Source organism: Bacillus canaveralius (assembly GCF_002860125.1).
Classification (GTDB): Bacteria; Bacillota; Bacilli; order Bacillales; family Cytobacillaceae; genus Bacillus_BJ; species Bacillus_BJ canaveralius.
Window position 1 is genome coordinate 1 of record NZ_PGVA01000054.1, and the last position, 15,399, is coordinate 15,399.

The window sequence follows — 15,399 nt, forward strand, 5'->3', positions numbered from 1 at the left end:
GTCTTGACACTTACTCGGGTTGGACTTTCACCAACTAGCAATTAACGGCTTGCTGGGCACGCAAAAATAAAAGAGGGTGTCAACCCTTTTTATTCTATCTGCTCCTCACAAGTAAATTTACTGCTTCCTTCACTAATGCCTCAGTGTTTTCTCCGTTTTCATTAGCTTCCCGTACACATTCTACTAGATTGGAGCTAACTATTACACCTATTGTTCGGTCAATTGCCGATCTGGTAGCAGATAATTGCGTTATGACATCTTTACAATCTTTATTTTCTTCCATCATTTTTAAAATACCCCTTAACTGTCCTTCAATCCGCTTTACCCTATTTTTAGTCTGGTTATCAAACTCCATATTTTAACCTCCTATTTTCGTGTTATTGTTACAGCCACATTCTGCTAGCGATACCCGATTACCTTGAATCCCTTTTTGCGCAAAATTCGCACTCCAATGTTCTTCTCCAGCTTATCGGAAGCGAGCACATGGACTTCCCTACGGGGTACTTCCTGAAAAAATCTATTTAAATACGCAACGGGAATATTGAGAGCACCATTCACGGGATCTTTTGCAGCAACATTGTAGTCCCTTAAATCTAATATTACCTCCACCTTGTTACCGTGCTCAACCTTAATATCTTTGCAAGGTACGCCGTATACCGGAAAATAGCTTCTATAAATAAACAGAAATAGAATTGAAAGTAACACTATTAATACGTAAAGCATCATATCCACCTCTTGTTATGGAACAAACAGAATCACATTCTTCATATTATACCCCAACAGGTATATTGTCAAAATTAGTGCTTGCAAAAAAACAATTGTTTTCAAAAAAATTTTTCAATGTTCATTCAGAATATATCCCTTAACTGTCCCATTCAGAACGACTTAAGCCATATCGATTCCCAACTTACAGATTTCTATTGACAACGATGATAGCAATTGCCCTATTAGGACATAATTTTAAAAAGACTCTTAACAAATGAGGTGATCATTGAACCGAAAAGTCATCATTACCCTTAGTGTTATTTTCATAATATTTATGGCTTCATTATTCACTTTTTTCTCATAAAAGGAGATTCCTCCCGCTGGCAGGTAGCGCTCGGAGAGTTGTGGCGAGTGCATTGCCGCTTCTGCCTCTGTTGATGAAAAATAATCCTTTGAATATTCCGCTCATCGCAGGCTAAACGAAAAGTCTAATTAACGAGGTGTAATAATGAATCGAAAAATCGTCATGCTGCTTAGTTTACTCTATGTCCTGTTTATGGCTTCTTTATCTGTTTATTATTATAGTACCGGTGAGTCATATAAATCGATAGTCGCGATTGGCGGTATTATCTGCGGCGCCATCCCGCTCTTACTCAGCCTTTTTACCAAACTTCATTTCAATCTGCCGATTATCATTTCCTATTTACTCTTTCTCGTTGGCTCTCAATATTTAGGTTCGATTTTAGGATGGTACGAACTGGGCTGGTGGGACACATTTTTACATTTTATCAGTGGAGTTATTCTCGCTTTTACGGGTATTGCATTATATGAAAGGCTGGTACACAGAAGTGCCGGTAAGCATATCTCACCCTGGTTTATATTCCTGTTCACCCTGTCTTTTTCCGTATTCGGAGGTGTCGTCTGGGAAATTTATGAATTTAGCGGCGATCAATTGTTCGGAATGACGTTACAAGGCGGGGGCAATAAAGATACGATGATGGATTTAGTTTCTGATACCGCTGGAGGACTTCTTATTGCAGCATTGGCAGGTATTCGTACAAAAGTAAAAATCAATAAGGGGAAATAGATTGTATTAACAAACCGGGACACGGATTCGTCGATACCCTGCTTTTAGTCATGTCCCCTCGGGTGGCCATCGAAAAAGGAGATCAGTAATGGAATCTATTTATACGACTTCGATGCGAACGCTATTAGGTTTTGCCGTTTTACTTTTTCTAACGCGGATTCTTGGAAAGAAACAATTAAGTCAAATGACTTTTTTTACATACATTACTGGAATAGCCCTTGGCAATATTGCAGGGGATATGGTTGTCCACAGGGATATTAAAGTCATCGATGGGGTAACCGGACTCGTTGTCTGGGCACTCTTAACCATTGTAGTCGAGTACATAAGCTTAAAATCTTCCATAGCGAGAGTCATTTTGGACGGTGAACCGTCCATTATCATAAAAAAAGGGAAAATATTAGAAAAGACGATGGCGTCAAATAAACTAAATATGGATGATTTAACTATGCTGCTTCGGTTAAAAATATTTTTTCGACAAGCGAAGTGGACTATGCAATCCTGGAACCAAATGGCCAGCTAAGTGTTTTGAAAAAAGCAGAACACGAACCGGTGACCCGACAAGACTCAAAAATCATGATAAAACCACGGCTGTATTTGCCCACAGAATTAATTGTCGATGGACGCATCGTTAAGCGAAATCTAACAGAGTTAAATTTGACGGAGGAATGGCTGCGAAATCAATTAATCGCTAGTGGAATACAATCGGTTCAACAAGTTTTCTTTGCGGAATTACAGTCTGACGGAAGTATTTTTATTGATAAAAAGATGTAAACGAAAACTGCAGGGTCGATGGCACTAGTTCATAACCAGCGGTTTGTGATGTTCCGTTCTCATCATGGCTGCTGTGCCCATCATAAGTATAACGGCATCATACTGAGGAAACATAAAGAAAAAAGGCTGGGAACAACATGGATCAAATTAATCAATTCATAAGTGACTTAGCACATAATTATATTCTGATTGTGGCAGCTGCCATTTTGTTTTTTGCGGGTAAAGCAGTTATCGGTTACTTCACTTACAAACATTATGACCGCAAATTTTAGGGATATTGAAAACAAACTTGATCAATTAATGCGAGACAAGTGAGTTACTGAGTATTTTTGATTCATTATCACAAGCATAAAAGAGCAACCAAAAGGCTGCTCTTATTAACGCAGGAAGTTTTCACGGTTGACTGCCACTAGATCATGGGCCAAACCTACATGGTTTAAAAACTCATGCGCATCCATTCCCATTTGGAAACGGTCTAATTCCTCGTTGTTCAATGTTAAATCTCTCTCGAAGGATCTGCCCTCAATGGGTCTTAGTACACCATTTTCACCCGGCATGGTTACTCACCTCCTAACTATAATGTGCGGAGTAAATCAGATAAAATCACAGGGAGAATTAGGGAATGACATCACTGTTACGTCGCATACCACATGTTAGCTGAACCACTAACGCTGTTCAAATGATGGCTCATAAATAATCCGCCTTATACAAAAACAGCTTTACGAAAAGTTTTTCTTGACTGTATGCATTAACAACTCGGTGACTACAAACTATAAACAGGGGCTTACGCACAGAAAGGAGGGAGACGGATGGCTAAGGACCTCGGGATTCATGAAACCCTTGAATTACATGAGTTGTTAGTATTTAAAAATACATGTTTGACCAAATCAGCAACACTTAGTGGTATGGCTCAAGATAACGAGCTAAAGCAAATTTTAGCGGCGGATGCAACTGCATCAAAATCAGAAATTCAGCAGTTGCAAGGCTTTCTATCTTAGAGAAGGAGGGAAAAGGTATGAGTGGACAAACGAACAAACCGACAGATCTTGCCGTCGCAACAGAATTTTTGGTTACTGCAAAATCTGGCATTAAAGCATATGCGCAGGCGATCACAGAAACTGCTACGCCTGAGGTAAAAAATGCGCTTCGCGACCAGCTGATGAGAGCAATCCAAACCCATGAACAAATCAGCAGTTACATGATATCTCATGGATACTATCATCCACATGATGTTCAGGAACAGATAAGACTCGATCTAAGTGCATCACAAGCAGCGATCAACATGACACAATCGTAGTCAACCAGATGTTTTATTACGACCAGGAAACAATAATAATGGCGCATTCCGCAAAAGGAGTAGATTTCTTTGACCACATATATGGGAGTTCATGAAAGCTTGGAGCTTCATGAGTTATTGATGTTTAAAAATATATGTTTAACCAAATCGTCAACGATGTCTGGTTTAGTTCAGGACGAAAAGCTTAAAAACCTATTATCGAAGGATGTTTCAAAATCAAAAGAGCAGATCCAGCGCTTACAGGAATTTATAACAAATAGGAGTGAAAAGTCTTGAACGAATTCATGAAAAATATGACCGGGATGGAAGCGATGAATGAGCAAGTCATTGCAACAGATTTGTTGTTCGCAACCAAATCGGAAATCAAAATGATGGCAAGAGCAATTACGGAGTCCGCCACCCCGGAAGTAAGGGAAACGTTAACGCAATATTTAAATGACTCCATTGATAAACACCAGGGAATTACAGACTATATGGTTTCAAAAGGTTATTACCATCCTAATGATATGTCGAAGCAACTTAGCATCGATTTACAAGCTGCTCAAAAAGCTACCAACAATGCTCAATCAAACAAATAAAAGTTCTTTTGGATGTGAAAGCCCACGCAATATGCGTGGGTCATTCACTAATACTTTGGCTAGCTCTCTCTGCTTAAAGCTATTGACGAAAATCGTCCATGCAATGCGTAATACACTCCAATACCTAAGCTCACAAGAATTGAGCAATAGAAATATAAACGGCCTAGTTCCATTTTTGTAGCGATGAGCCCTACAAGGAAGGAACCAACACCAAAGCCCAGGTCAAATATCGACAAAAATGTCGCCGTGGCAAGGCCTCTATTTTTAACAGGTGCATTTTGAATCGCAATGGTTTGCAGGCTTGGGAAGACGGTTCCCCAGCCAAGGCCAATGAGCCCCGCTGACAATAGAAACATAAAGGCTGTCGTCGAAATACTTAATAAATACGTCCCGATCGCAAAGCATAATATCCCCGGATAGATAATCTTATTTCCCCCATATAAATCAAACCACTTTCCGGTAAAAGGTCTTGATAGTAGCAGAACAACCGCATAGACAACGAAGAAATAGCTTGATGCTTCAACTAAACCAATTTCCTTCGCATAAACAGAGACAAACGCAATAATGGTTGCATACACTAGCGCAAAAAAGGCTGAAACAAGCGCAATTGGCACCGCCGAAATCTCAAATAAACTCTTGAAGCCCTTGTTCTTGTTGCGCTCTATCAGTTGATCTGTTGCTGACCTCTCAGGAAGTTTTACGAATAACCCCGCAATAAGCGCGAACAGGGAGCCAAGCAAATTAATGGTGAACATCACATTTGCCCCTGCGTATTGCATGACAGTTAAACCGAGAAAGGGACCAATCACCATGGCGAGGTTTAGCGTTAGACCATAATACCCCATGCCTTCCCCCTTTCGGGAATCGGGGATGATGTCGGCAACAATTGCTCCCGCGGCTGTTGTTGCCATTCCAAAACCAATGCCATGCACAAAACGAAGCACCAGTAATGCTGTCATCGAGTGCGGAATAAAATACAACGCTGAAGACCCAAATAGAATGATTAGTGAACTTAAAAAGACAATCCTCTTCCCAGCTTTCCCAATCCATTTTCCAGCAAACGGGCGAGTAACAATCGCAGCGATCAGAAATATCGCAATAAGAAGACCAACTGCCGTTTCCTTACCATGTAAGTCTTGTAAAGCGTATAAAGGCAAAGTAACTAGTAAATAATAAAATGTTGCAAATGTGAAAAAATTAGCAGCTGCAACACTGATAAAACTTTTCGTCCATAAACGTTGATTCACAAACTGTTCCCCCATTTTATCCAAAGTATAAGAATCCTTCCGCGAAGTTTCTCCCGTGGTCATCATGTCTAAGATCCATACTTTTTTCCAACCTAAGTATCATAGCATAACTATAATTAGACGAGTATTAGCTTGCTCATTGCGCACGGAGAAATATCACGAGCAACGAAAAAATAACATCGTACAACACCCCATAAGCCAGCAGCCTCGCCATATGTACAAAGAGTTTGGTGTCATATTATTGTTGGACAAATAGCCTCTACTAAATAAACTTATTTTGTTACTCCGTTTAATATTTCACATGCAGAATATGCTCATCATCTAGTCAATTATTTAACCAATCCCCCCTAAATATTAAACTTTTACAAACTTTATTAAGTGTTTGTTGCTGTATGTAAAAATTGAGGAAAGCACATTGAATGCTGTCTTTTATAATTTTAGAATTGAGCTGAAATAATTTTTAATTGGAGGTAACAATCTATGAAAAAATGGCTGGTGTGTTTTATCCTTACTGTTATTATGATCCCTATTTCAGTAATTCCTGCCGCTGCTGAGGAGAATAACAGGCAGTCGCAAAAACCAGAGAGTGTTTTACCTCTTGCAAGAGCTCACGCTCATAACGATTACGAGCATACCCGTCCGCTATCTGATGCACTGCAGCATGGTTTTACCAGCGTTGAAGCTGACGTCTGGCTTGTTGACGGGGAACTTCTTGTTGCACATGATAAGGAAGGAATTCGTGCCGGTCGCACATTAAAATCACTTTATCTTGATCCATTGAAGGCGATAGTCAAGCAGAATAATGGAGCGGTTTATAAGGAATATGAGCATGAGTTTATTCTATGGATCGATATTAAATCAGAGGGTGAAGCAACTTATCGTGCTATCGACGAGCAGCTCCGCGCCTATAAAAGTATGCTTACGAAATTTGTCCCTTCAGAAGTAAAACCAGACGCCATCACTGTTTATATTTCTGGAAATCGTCCACGAGCTTTGATGGAAAACCAGAAAGTCCGCTATGCTGCATATGATGGTCGAATGAGCGACCTTGGTTCAGATACTTCAAGTGAATTTATTCCAGTGATCAGCGATAACTGGACAAAGCATTTTACTTGGCAGGGTGTTGGGGAGATGCCAAATGATGAACGCGAAAAATTATATTCGATCGTTTCAACAGCACATGCGAACGGGCAGAAAGTTCGCTTTTGGGCTACGCCAGATCTCTCAACACCTGCACGTGAGGCTGTTTGGAAGGAGCTATTAAAATCTCAGGTCGATTTCCTTAATACTGATGATTTGGCGGGTCTTGAGGAGTTCCTTAAGAAACATGATCCACAACCGTCTGAACCTCACATCACCTTTGAAAACAACAGTGATAAAGAAGAGCATGGAGACGATTAACGCCATAGGGTCTCTATTAAAAACAAGGCTTCCGGTATTCTAACTGGAAGCCTTTGTGTATTTCACCTATTCACTACGAAAGAATTATCTAACCTTAGATGAGAATAGAGGTGTAATCACGGAAAATGAAAAATGATGCTTGCAAAAACTAATAACGTTAGTTATTATAAAACTAATGATGTTAGTTTTTGTTGAAAATATCCACAGGAGAGAGTATATGATGCGGATGACTCGCGAAAAAACTGTTTTCCAATTGACGTTTCTGCCGGTTTTTTTTCCCGTTAATTGTTTTTTGGTAGAGGAAGATGAAGGTTTGACTTTAATTGATGCTGCACTGCCATACAGTGGGAAGGGAATTCTGAAGGCAGCCGATAAAATTGGAAAACCGATTATTCGAATTTTGATTACACATGCACATGAAGACCATGTTGGTGCACTTGATGCTCTCAAAATAGAGCTTCCCGATGTGCCCGTGCATATTTCCAGCCGGGATGCCCGCTTGATGGCCGGAGACCGGACGATTGACCCGAACGAACCGAATGCCCCAATCCGTGGCGGAGTCCCAAAAAAACTAAGGACCCGGGCGGATATATTGCTCCATGATGGTGAACAGGTCGGTTCGTTGCTTGCCGTAGCCGTGCCGGGACATACCCCGGGTTCAATGGCGTTCCTCGACACTCGAAATCATGCCTTAATTGCAGGAGATGCCTTTCAAACAAGGGGCGGTATTGCGGTATCGGGGCAGCTGCGGCCATTGTTTCCATTCCCTGCAATGGCAACATGGAATAAGCACGCAGCGCTGGAAAGTGCGCGCAAGCTGCAGGGCTACCGGCCGTCCTTATTAGCCGTAGGACACGGACAAATGGTGTTGCAACCGGGAGCCGAAATCGACCGTGCAATTGCTGCAACCGAACAGAGTCTTGATTACCATCAACAGAAAAGGAGCAAATGACATGTCCCCAAGAATCGGACTCGATTTACAAATCATTTTACAAGCGGCAACACAGATAGCTGATACAGAGGGAATCGAAGCAGTAACACTGGCTTCCCTGGCAAAAAAACTAAAGATTCGCCCACCCTCATTGTACAACCATGTGGATGGATTGCACGGATTGAGGAAAAAACTTGCCATCTACGGTTTGGAGCAGCTTTACAACCGGCTGGTGCAGGAGGCAATCGGGAGGTCAGGAGATGACGCGGTGCGGGTGCTTGGCAAAGAATATGTAGCTTTTGCCCGCAGTCATCCCGGATTGTATGAAGCAACTCTTCTTGCCCCTGACCCGCGGGATCCGGAGGTTCAGCAGGCAGGAAGCAAAATTGTTGATCTAGCTGTTCGTTTAATGAATGCGTACGGTCTGGAAGATGAAGCGGCAATTCATGCCGTCCGCGGACTGAGGAGTATTTTACACGGATTCGCTTCCCTTGAGCAAAGAGGCGGATTTGGAATTCCGCTTGACCTGGATGTTAGCCTCAGTTTATTAATTGATACCTTTATTTCTGGTATTGATTCAATGAAACAGAATGGGAAACTTCATTAATCATTAGAGTGGGAGAGGACCAACATGAATTTTTTGGTGTTTTTAATTCTTTTTACCGCAGGCTGTGGCTGGTTGGATGCAAGGATTCGTTCTGCTAAAAGAAAGGGGATCAATTAAATGTTTGCAGGTCATTTTGGAGTTGCCGTTGCTGTTAAAGCGAAGTCGCCGGAGGTGCCGCTTTGGGCACTTATGCTCAGTACTCAATTACTTGATGTGATTTTTGTGCCCCTTTTCCTGTTCGGGGAAGAAACAATTGTCCCCGTAGCTGGAAATGGATACGGCGGAAGTATGATTCATGCTGAATACTCCCATTCATTAATAGGATCATTGGTGATATCCTTATTTTCAGGCCTTTTGGCCGCTCGTTTTTTGGGAAGGCGCGGGGGCCTTGTGATTGGATCTGTCGTGTTTAGCCATTGGCTCCTTGATTTATTGGTACATCGCCCGGACTTGCCGATTTTTCCCGGGAATGTTGGAAATCTCCCATTGTTAGGTTTTGGATTATGGAATTTCCCTATCTTCAGTATCATTGCCGAATCGATCCTGATCTCATTGGGAATTATTTTCTATTTTCGATCCATCGTATCGGGTACGAAAGGAAAAAATAGGGTTTGGGCCATTTCGGCTGGAGCGATATTAAGTGTATTGCTGGTCCTGTCGCTTTTCACAGATGTGCTTGGTGCGGCATGAACATAAGAAAAAAATAGCGAAAAGGAATTATCAACAATCCAACCTTCCAGAACGAGATCGGCAAAAACAAGCCTTTACAGAAAGGCTGCAAACCTTAAGAAAAGTGAACACTAATCGCATCTGGCCTCAATGAGTCTCTCAGGGCTTATAAGCAGGTTATTAATCTGTGATAGAACTGAATCTTTCCTCAAAATGACGGATCCTCTTCAAATGTATTTGAGGATATGGGTACTTTTATATTTTACGTGGGCAAAAGGATACAGACCGAGGGAAACTTAATACATGCTGTTGAAGAACTTTAAATAATACAGAAACCCAAGCTCAATCAAAGGTTTGAATTATTTATCTATACGCTAATTGACCTGCAAAACAAAGGCATAAAAGGCATCACCATGAGATAAGTGCGCTTCTTTCTCATCCATCCACCAAACACTATAAGCATAATAATAGATTCCTTTTTCTGCAGGCGCAGGGAACCGACTATTTTTAACAATGACTTCGGTCTCCTCGTTCTCATGTATCTGTGTGACATGGACTTGCGTTGGCTGCGGTTTATAATTCATTACAAATTTCACTTCTTCACCAGCAGTTACATTTATAGGTTGTTTTCCTTTCAACAGTTCAATTGGCCCTGCTGTATCAACGCATATGCTTTTACCTTTTCCGTTCCAGCAATAACTCCCCAACGCCGTCTCATAAGTTTCCGTCCCAATTTCAATCATCGCTTTTGGCGGTTTGTCCCCGACCATTCCATCGTTTGAACAACCTGCCAAAGTAATTAAAGTAAAAAAGAATGACACTATCCATTTATTCATTTAAAGCACCTCCTTTTTATAAATAAGACGTTCTAAATTTATTTAAGTTGCTAAAACATTTTCGTTCTTGCCTGAGCAGGTGTATTAGGAATATTTTATCATTTTTTAGAAAAATAAGGTTTTTTTGCAGTTATCAGGTTTCTAAGTTGCTCGTAGTGGATATTTATATATGTCTGAATATTTTTATAATGGAGGTAATGTATGAAACAGATTCGTTTCCTTGCTATTTGTGTTCTTCTAACCGGATTAATCTTCTCGTCTTTATTTTCACAGCCAAAGGCATCACTCTCATTGACTGAAATTGACCCCACTCTTCAGGAACTTCTTGAGAATCCTAAAAGCTCTGCACCCATTGAAGCTATCATCACTTATAAAAAAATGCCAGCCTTAACTGACCTCCAGCTTTTACAAACACTGGGCTTTCAAACAAAGGTTTTTGACAATTTACCTATGGTCGCTGTGAAAGGGAATGCAAGTCTAGTCAACAAGCTAATTAACACAGCGGAAAACAGTATACTATCAATCTATGCAAATAAAACATTGCAATACTTATTACGCGACAGCCGGGCACTGATCGGTGCGGAGGCTGTGTGGAATGACTTGGGTTACACTGGAAAAGGGGTAACCGTAGCTGTCATTGATAGTGGAATCGACGCTACCCACCAAGACCTAAAGTTCGGCGACAAAGTTATCCAGAATGTAAAATTCGCCGTTGGTGACCTGTTTGGAAATAAACCGGTTTATATTGAGAATCTCAGCAATACAGATACTTCTTCCGGGCATGGAACTCACGTAGCTGGCACCATTGCCGGAAGCGGAACTGCCAGCGACGGTCTTTACAAAGGAGTCGCACCTGACGCGAAGCTGGTCGGCCTCGGAGTCGGTGACGGCCTCAATATCCTCTGGTCGTTGGAAGCATTTGATTACGCCATTGAAAACCAAGAAAAGTACGGCATCGACGTCATCAGCAACAGTTGGGGAACTACCGGTGAATACAGTGCAAATGATCCAATTAACGTCGCGACAAAAAAAGCGCATGACGCCGGGATGACTGTTGTTTTCGCCGCTGGTAATGAAGGCCCGGATGACAACACCCTTAATCCATATTCAGCAGCACCATGGGTTATCAGTGTCGCCGCCGGCACAAAAGACAAACAATTGGCTGACTTTTCTTCAAGAGGAATAGCCGGTGATCAAGTAATTCATCCAGATATCACTGCTCCTGGAGTCGACATTGTCGCCACCCGGACAAAGACAGGCATTGTCATGAATGCGTTAGGCACCGTGACAGATATCAATTATATAGATCAGCAGCATTTGCCATATTACACGACATCAAGCGGAACAAGTATGGCGACTCCTCATATTTCAGGAGTGATCGCATTGATGGAGGAAGCGCAGCCATCATTGACTCCTGACATGGCCCTCGACCTGTTGACTCAAACGGCTGATGCAATGGCAGGCTATCAGCTGCATGAGGTTGGTGCCGGTTATGTAAATGCCTATAAGGCGGTTGAAAAGGCTGCAGCTGCACGATAATCGTCCATGCCACAAGCGAAACCCCTCGGAAACCTTTGTGAATCCGGGGGGTTGTTCTATATTGAGACACTATTTCGCCGAATAGAAACTCACTTACTCGGTCAAAATACTTGTTGAATAAATCTTAGGAAGCGAGGAGAACCAATGAAGGAAGTTTTACAACAAGTTAGAGACGATCTGGAGAACACATTTGCCCATCCTGGCTCAGCAAGCTTAGACGATTCTATCAGGCAGCTCGAAGAAGCTAGACAGCAATATGGCGACAGAGGCACGATGATTGAAGATGTGATCCGCTCAGTCACCCATGCAAGGAACGCCAGGGAACAGCTGGAACACGCCGGAGACATCTCTTCAACTGCAGCTTTCGGAGAAGCATTTGTGGCGCTGGACCAGGCCATTGAGTCCTACACGAACCCGGACAACGACCCGGTGTAACCACAAAAAACATCAGTCGTCTGGCCTCTTTTAGCTAAAACTGTGAAATGATTTATAATAACAGGGAATCCCAATCGGATTCCCTGTTTTATCTTCCTCGAGTATCTGCACCGCCGAGACCTGCGGGGTCCATTGCTTTTGTATCACCGGTATTAGTTGCGTCCCGATCCCGTCTCGCATTAGGAGTTTTACTGTATTCGACATCTCTATCCATGTTCCTCGCGTTTTTTAAGAGCTCATCATTGCCGTTGCTCATCGTGTTCACCTCCACTCCTATTGTGTCCGGTTAATCGCATCTTATTTGTCTGGATTTTGGTGAATAGGAAATGGAGTGGTCCTCCCTCTCATGTTGAAAGATTCTAAAACCGGACCGGCGGTTTTCCACTAACTCGATGAAAGCCTCCGTATAAAGGATTCCGTCTTGTCAGTTAGGTTATCGATGTGAGTATCGCCGCGCTGGCTTTGAGGAGGTTTTTTTTAATAGGATATACTCCATATAATGGTATCACTTAAATGAAACTGATTTTCGCGCAATTATTAATTTTTTCGCTTTAATCATGCCACTTTTCGCTTAATTCCTCTGAGTTTTCGCTTAAATACTCTGCATAGACCTGCTGATCAGTATAATTATGTATATATATGGATTAAAATGTAAATTTTCAGAGTTTTATAACAGCTATGCGCCATAACTGATCATATTTCGCTTCCAAATTGATCAAAAAAGTGAGGTTTTTGAACAAAAATACAAAATTTTCGTGGATCTTGCGTATTTAAGAGGGTTTTTAGCTATCTTTTGATGAATGAGCTCATTTATTTTTTGCCCACTTTATGTTTATACCCCCATAATCACGGGTATAGAATAAATGTACGCTCATTCTAAACCAAAGGAGATGGTTTTCTTGAAAAAGAAACGTAACCAATGGAATCAAGAGAATGATGCAACCATCAATAGTCCGGGTGACAAGGTTGAGAGAAATCCCGAGATAAGTTTAACAGGAACAGTTATTAATCCAACATAAGCAATGAAAAAGTTTTTCCAATAGACAATCCCCTATTCCAGCTAGAGCAATAGGGGATTTCTTCGTATTCAGTCAACTTGGGGAAAATAATACGATGATAAAAGCGAAAAGAACTCTTGCATTTTATTGGAGGTTATATTATTAGTTATATCACCCGTCGTGTTAAGGACTACTTATTTCGGTTCTAATATAGGAAGTACGTTATTTTTAGTCTATATCCGCTTGGAGAGTTATGGAAGAACACTGAGAAAAAGACTATTCAGACTAGCAACATAACAACAAAAAGGCAGTCTCTTCAGCATCGAGACTGCTTTTTTTCACCTTTATGCAAACAGATTTGTTAGCACAGGAACAACTTGTTTCTTGCGTGAGACAACTCCTTTTAAAAGAGCCGTATTACTTTCTAATTTTACGTCAAAAGCTTCTTCCACTTTTGCAGCTGCAGAACCCAATGCGATTGCTGTTGAATCACTATTTAAAATGTCTGTAACCACTAATAAGAATAAATCCAAGCCTTTTTCTTCAATGGTTTTAGACATTAGTTCTTCAATTTCAGTTTTCCGGGCAAGAACATCATTCACATCAATTGCGTTTACCTGCGCAATTTCAACTTTGCTTTCACCCATATTAAATACTTTGGCATCAAGAGAGATGAGTTGGCTCGCTGTTTTATCACTTAAATCTGCTCCAGCCTTCAACATTGCCAAACCATACTCTTCAATGTTAACACCAGCAATCTCTGCTAGTTCACGAGCTGCAGCAACGTCCTGATCGGTGCATGTTGGAGATTTGAATAGCAATGAATCAGAGATAATAGCGGACAACATAAGGCCGGCAATGTTCGCTTCTACTTCTACTCCGTTTTCTTTGTAAAGCTTATTTAAAATAGTGGTTGTGCAGCCGACTGGCTCAGCGCGATAGTACAAAGGATCTGCTGTTTCAAAATTTGCAATGCGGTGATGATCAATTACTTCTAATACGCGCACTTGATCAATATCGTCTGCACTTTGTTGGCGCTCGTTGTGGTCGACTAAAATAACTTCTTTTGCTTCACTGGACACGTTATCAACCAGGCGTGGTGATTCAGCGTTAAATTTTTCAAGAGCAAAGTTGGTTTCGCCACTAATATCACCTAAGCGAACTGCTTCAGCATTTACACCAAGCTTATTTTTTAAATGGGCATATGCAATCGCAGAACAAATTGTGTCTGTATCCGGATTTTTATGACCAAAGATTAGAATCTTTTCCATGATAAAATTCTCCTTTACTTTTCGATTTCCTAAATAGAATTGTAAATTATCCTGATTGAAAATCATAGTGAAAACCAAAGAACGGATATTAAATATTGCATTATTTGAGTTTAGCGTTCCAATATTCGTATATCCGTGAATGACTGGTTAAATAACTCACTTCTAAGCAAGAGGTTTCCCAACACATCTCTCTCATCCTCAGCTGTTATGATTACTTCAAGGACAGTCGCATTTCTATCCTTTACAACCACTTTATATTCGTTCATAATACCCACCACCTAATCGTCAATAATTGTATTATAATCCATTCTTGGTCTAAATGAATCACACAACTTATAACATATGAACCACAATGATCGCGTTGCAAAAGAAAAAGATTAACCTCACCAAATGTTCTGTAAAAATGAAACTACCCACATGATTGCAAAAACGATACTCCCTATGAAGTATCGTCACTCGTTATTAATAAGCACTTATTTCTTTGAAGAAAACGCAGCCGGGTTTGGCACAAAGATGGGTAATACGTACATTATGGTCTCGGTCATGCAGTACAGTCATAGCTTACAGTTGCGTGAAGAAATTTATTTACTCAGAAGTAATTCTTAGGAAATAACCATCAGGATCTGCTATTTTAAATCCTCTCATGTCCCAAGGGTATTTTTCGATTTCCTCCTCAATCTGATAATTTTGTTCGCGACAACGTCTATATACTTCTTCCAAACTATCTACGACAATAATTAACTCAAAACCATTCCCTTTTACAACACTTTTCGCCCTGTTATTAAAATAGTGATTTTCTCCTAACACAGCATCAGTGGTAAGCAATAAAGAGAAACAATCGTAATTAAAACGCCCACTTCTTTCACTTCTGCCGTAAAGCTCTAACCCGATTAAGTTTTGATAGAAATCCAATGATTTTTCAATATCTTTTACATATAACTCCACTCTAAAGAGAATGTTCATTATAATCACCTCCCTTTTTATGTGGATAAATTCGATTTAATTTCCGATATCCCTTCTCAATTAT

21 protein-coding genes and 1 pseudogene are annotated in these 15,399 nt (G+C 40.9%); 13 read left to right on the plus strand and 9 right to left on the minus strand.

Translation table 11 applies throughout. The annotated features are described in order from the left end of the window. Positions 1 to 94: 94 nt before the first annotated feature. Both CU635_RS18365 and CU635_RS18370 read right to left on the minus strand, forming a co-directional pair. On the minus strand, positions 95 to 355 hold the full coding sequence (locus CU635_RS18365) for a metal-sensitive transcriptional regulator (RefSeq protein WP_101578837.1): 261 nt from the start codon (positions 353 to 355) through the stop codon (positions 95 to 97). A gap of 44 nt (positions 356 to 399) precedes the next feature. Continuing rightward, complete coding sequence (locus CU635_RS18370) at positions 400 to 726, minus strand: rhodanese-like domain-containing protein (RefSeq protein WP_245917527.1); 327 nt, start codon at positions 724 to 726, stop codon at positions 400 to 402. Between the two features lie 487 nt (positions 727 to 1,213). On the opposite strand from CU635_RS18370, the gene CU635_RS18375 reads away from it, so the two are divergent. The 3 genes and pseudogenes from CU635_RS18375 to CU635_RS24140 all read left to right on the plus strand — a co-directional run bounded on the left by CU635_RS18375 (position 1,214) and on the right by CU635_RS24140 (position 2,835). Next, complete coding sequence (locus CU635_RS18375) at positions 1,214 to 1,792, plus strand: DUF2238 domain-containing protein (RefSeq protein ID WP_101578839.1); 579 nt, start codon at positions 1,214 to 1,216, stop codon at positions 1,790 to 1,792. Between the two features lie 88 nt (positions 1,793 to 1,880). Next, positions 1,881 to 2,563: pseudogene (locus CU635_RS18380) on the plus strand (DUF421 domain-containing protein). 137 nt (positions 2,564 to 2,700) lie between these two features. After that, positions 2,701 to 2,835 carry a hypothetical protein gene (locus CU635_RS24140; protein ID WP_257985658.1) on the plus strand — a complete coding sequence of 45 codons (135 nt, stop codon included), beginning with the start codon at positions 2,701 to 2,703 and terminating at the stop codon, positions 2,833 to 2,835. A gap of 105 nt (positions 2,836 to 2,940) precedes the next feature. Here CU635_RS24140 and CU635_RS18385 read toward each other — a convergent pair whose 3' ends face one another. Beyond that, positions 2,941 to 3,120 carry a hypothetical protein gene (locus CU635_RS18385; RefSeq protein WP_101578840.1) on the minus strand — a complete coding sequence of 60 codons (180 nt, stop codon included), beginning with the start codon at positions 3,118 to 3,120 and terminating at the stop codon, positions 2,941 to 2,943. A 252-nt stretch (positions 3,121 to 3,372) separates the two neighbouring features. Between CU635_RS18385 and CU635_RS18390 the strand changes: the two genes are divergently transcribed. From CU635_RS18390 to CU635_RS18405, 4 genes are all read left to right on the plus strand, one after another. Further along, the gene (locus CU635_RS18390; protein ID WP_101578841.1) at positions 3,373 to 3,561 is read left to right on the plus strand and encodes a hypothetical protein; all 189 of its coding nucleotides are present in this window, start codon (positions 3,373 to 3,375) and stop codon (positions 3,559 to 3,561) included. A gap of 17 nt (positions 3,562 to 3,578) precedes the next feature. After that, a complete protein-coding gene (locus tag CU635_RS18395; RefSeq protein WP_101578842.1) occupies positions 3,579 to 3,860 on the plus strand; it encodes a spore coat protein in 282 nt (93 codons plus the stop codon). A gap of 81 nt (positions 3,861 to 3,941) precedes the next feature. Then, positions 3,942 to 4,136, plus strand: a complete 195-nt coding sequence (locus CU635_RS23940) for a hypothetical protein (RefSeq protein ID WP_101578906.1) — start codon at positions 3,942 to 3,944, stop codon at positions 4,134 to 4,136. Beyond that, the gene (locus CU635_RS18405; protein ID WP_101578843.1) at positions 4,133 to 4,438 is read left to right on the plus strand and encodes a spore coat protein; all 306 of its coding nucleotides are present in this window, start codon (positions 4,133 to 4,135) and stop codon (positions 4,436 to 4,438) included. The genes CU635_RS23940 and CU635_RS18405 overlap by 4 nt, the downstream gene beginning before the upstream one ends. Positions 4,439 to 4,497: 59 nt before the next feature. On the opposite strand, the gene CU635_RS18410 is transcribed toward CU635_RS18405, so the two are convergent. Beyond that, on the minus strand, positions 4,498 to 5,700 hold the full coding sequence (locus CU635_RS18410) for an MFS transporter (protein WP_101578907.1): 1,203 nt from the start codon (positions 5,698 to 5,700) through the stop codon (positions 4,498 to 4,500). A 465-nt stretch (positions 5,701 to 6,165) separates the two neighbouring features. Between CU635_RS18410 and CU635_RS18415 the strand changes: the two genes are divergently transcribed. The 4 genes from CU635_RS18415 to CU635_RS18430 all read left to right on the plus strand — a co-directional run bounded on the left by CU635_RS18415 (position 6,166) and on the right by CU635_RS18430 (position 9,314). Next, positions 6,166 to 7,086: a phosphatidylinositol-specific phospholipase C/glycerophosphodiester phosphodiesterase family protein gene (locus tag CU635_RS18415; RefSeq protein WP_219620138.1), complete on the plus strand. Its 921-nt coding sequence runs from the start codon at positions 6,166 to 6,168 to the stop codon at positions 7,084 to 7,086. Between the two features lie 220 nt (positions 7,087 to 7,306). After that, positions 7,307 to 8,038 carry an MBL fold metallo-hydrolase gene (locus CU635_RS18420; RefSeq protein ID WP_101578909.1) on the plus strand — a complete coding sequence of 244 codons (732 nt, stop codon included), beginning with the start codon at positions 7,307 to 7,309 and terminating at the stop codon, positions 8,036 to 8,038. A gap of 1 nt (position 8,039) precedes the next feature. Then, positions 8,040 to 8,624 (plus strand): TetR/AcrR family transcriptional regulator, encoded by a 585-nt coding sequence (locus CU635_RS18425; protein WP_101578844.1) that lies wholly within the window; start codon positions 8,040 to 8,042, stop codon positions 8,622 to 8,624. A gap of 117 nt (positions 8,625 to 8,741) precedes the next feature. Then, positions 8,742 to 9,314 (plus strand): permease, encoded by a 573-nt coding sequence (locus CU635_RS18430; protein ID WP_101578845.1) that lies wholly within the window; start codon positions 8,742 to 8,744, stop codon positions 9,312 to 9,314. A gap of 353 nt (positions 9,315 to 9,667) precedes the next feature. On the opposite strand, the gene CU635_RS18435 is transcribed toward CU635_RS18430, so the two are convergent. Then, a complete protein-coding gene (locus CU635_RS18435) occupies positions 9,668 to 10,129 on the minus strand; it encodes a hypothetical protein (protein WP_101578846.1) in 462 nt (153 codons plus the stop codon). A gap of 201 nt (positions 10,130 to 10,330) precedes the next feature. On the opposite strand from CU635_RS18435, the gene CU635_RS18440 reads away from it, so the two are divergent. Together CU635_RS18440 and CU635_RS18445 are read left to right on the plus strand one after the other, a co-directional pair. Next, entirely contained in the window at positions 10,331 to 11,668 is a 1,338-nt protein-coding gene (locus CU635_RS18440; RefSeq protein WP_101578847.1) for a S8 family serine peptidase, read from the plus strand. Between the two features lie 144 nt (positions 11,669 to 11,812). Then, on the plus strand, positions 11,813 to 12,103 hold the full coding sequence (locus CU635_RS18445) for a hypothetical protein (protein WP_101578848.1): 291 nt from the start codon (positions 11,813 to 11,815) through the stop codon (positions 12,101 to 12,103). 88 nt (positions 12,104 to 12,191) lie between these two features. On the opposite strand, the gene CU635_RS23500 is transcribed toward CU635_RS18445, so the two are convergent. From CU635_RS23500 to CU635_RS18455, 4 genes are all read right to left on the minus strand, one after another. Then, positions 12,192 to 12,359 carry a hypothetical protein gene (locus tag CU635_RS23500; RefSeq protein WP_180956558.1) on the minus strand — a complete coding sequence of 56 codons (168 nt, stop codon included), beginning with the start codon at positions 12,357 to 12,359 and terminating at the stop codon, positions 12,192 to 12,194. A 1,086-nt stretch (positions 12,360 to 13,445) separates the two neighbouring features. Beyond that, entirely contained in the window at positions 13,446 to 14,372 is a 927-nt protein-coding gene (locus tag CU635_RS18450) for a manganese-dependent inorganic pyrophosphatase (RefSeq protein WP_101578849.1), read from the minus strand. Between the two features lie 110 nt (positions 14,373 to 14,482). Then, on the minus strand, positions 14,483 to 14,638 hold the full coding sequence (locus CU635_RS23505) for a hypothetical protein (protein ID WP_180955592.1): 156 nt from the start codon (positions 14,636 to 14,638) through the stop codon (positions 14,483 to 14,485). Between the two features lie 319 nt (positions 14,639 to 14,957). Further along, positions 14,958 to 15,335, minus strand: coding sequence for a VOC family protein (locus CU635_RS18455; RefSeq protein WP_101578850.1), 378 nt, complete (start codon positions 15,333 to 15,335; stop codon positions 14,958 to 14,960). Positions 15,336 to 15,399 lie beyond the last annotated feature (64 nt).

Bases quoted from the DNA above. Each gene is read 5' to 3' on its own strand.
- CU635_RS18365 (WP_101578837.1), bottom strand. From the start codon at position 355: ATGGAGTTTGATAACCAGACTAAAAATAGGGTAAAGCGGATTGAAGGA.
- CU635_RS18370 (WP_245917527.1), bottom strand. From the start codon at position 726: ATGATGCTTTACGTATTAATAGTGTTACTTTCAATTCTATTTCTGTTT.
- CU635_RS18375 (WP_101578839.1), top strand. From the start codon at position 1,214: ATGAATCGAAAAATCGTCATGCTGCTTAGTTTACTCTATGTCCTGTTT.
- CU635_RS24140 (WP_257985658.1), top strand. From the start codon at position 2,701: ATGGATCAAATTAATCAATTCATAAGTGACTTAGCACATAATTATATT.
- CU635_RS18385 (WP_101578840.1), bottom strand. From the start codon at position 3,120: ATGCCGGGTGAAAATGGTGTACTAAGACCCATTGAGGGCAGATCCTTC.
- CU635_RS18390 (WP_101578841.1), top strand. From the start codon at position 3,373: ATGGCTAAGGACCTCGGGATTCATGAAACCCTTGAATTACATGAGTTG.
- CU635_RS18395 (WP_101578842.1), top strand. From the start codon at position 3,579: ATGAGTGGACAAACGAACAAACCGACAGATCTTGCCGTCGCAACAGAA.
- CU635_RS23940 (WP_101578906.1), top strand. From the start codon at position 3,942: ATGGGAGTTCATGAAAGCTTGGAGCTTCATGAGTTATTGATGTTTAAA.
- CU635_RS18410 (WP_101578907.1), bottom strand. From the start codon at position 5,700: ATGGGGGAACAGTTTGTGAATCAACGTTTATGGACGAAAAGTTTTATC.
- CU635_RS18415 (WP_219620138.1), top strand. From the start codon at position 6,166: ATGAAAAAATGGCTGGTGTGTTTTATCCTTACTGTTATTATGATCCCT.
- CU635_RS18420 (WP_101578909.1), top strand. From the start codon at position 7,307: ATGCGGATGACTCGCGAAAAAACTGTTTTCCAATTGACGTTTCTGCCG.
- CU635_RS18425 (WP_101578844.1), top strand. From the start codon at position 8,040: ATGTCCCCAAGAATCGGACTCGATTTACAAATCATTTTACAAGCGGCA.
- CU635_RS18430 (WP_101578845.1), top strand. From the start codon at position 8,742: ATGTTTGCAGGTCATTTTGGAGTTGCCGTTGCTGTTAAAGCGAAGTCG.
- CU635_RS18435 (WP_101578846.1), bottom strand. From the start codon at position 10,129: ATGAATAAATGGATAGTGTCATTCTTTTTTACTTTAATTACTTTGGCA.
- CU635_RS18440 (WP_101578847.1), top strand. From the start codon at position 10,331: ATGAAACAGATTCGTTTCCTTGCTATTTGTGTTCTTCTAACCGGATTA.
- CU635_RS18445 (WP_101578848.1), top strand. From the start codon at position 11,813: ATGAAGGAAGTTTTACAACAAGTTAGAGACGATCTGGAGAACACATTT.
- CU635_RS23500 (WP_180956558.1), bottom strand. From the start codon at position 12,359: ATGAGCAACGGCAATGATGAGCTCTTAAAAAACGCGAGGAACATGGAT.
- CU635_RS18450 (WP_101578849.1), bottom strand. From the start codon at position 14,372: ATGGAAAAGATTCTAATCTTTGGTCATAAAAATCCGGATACAGACACA.
- CU635_RS23505 (WP_180955592.1), bottom strand. From the start codon at position 14,638: ATGAACGAATATAAAGTGGTTGTAAAGGATAGAAATGCGACTGTCCTT.
- CU635_RS18455 (WP_101578850.1), bottom strand. From the start codon at position 15,335: ATGAACATTCTCTTTAGAGTGGAGTTATATGTAAAAGATATTGAAAAA.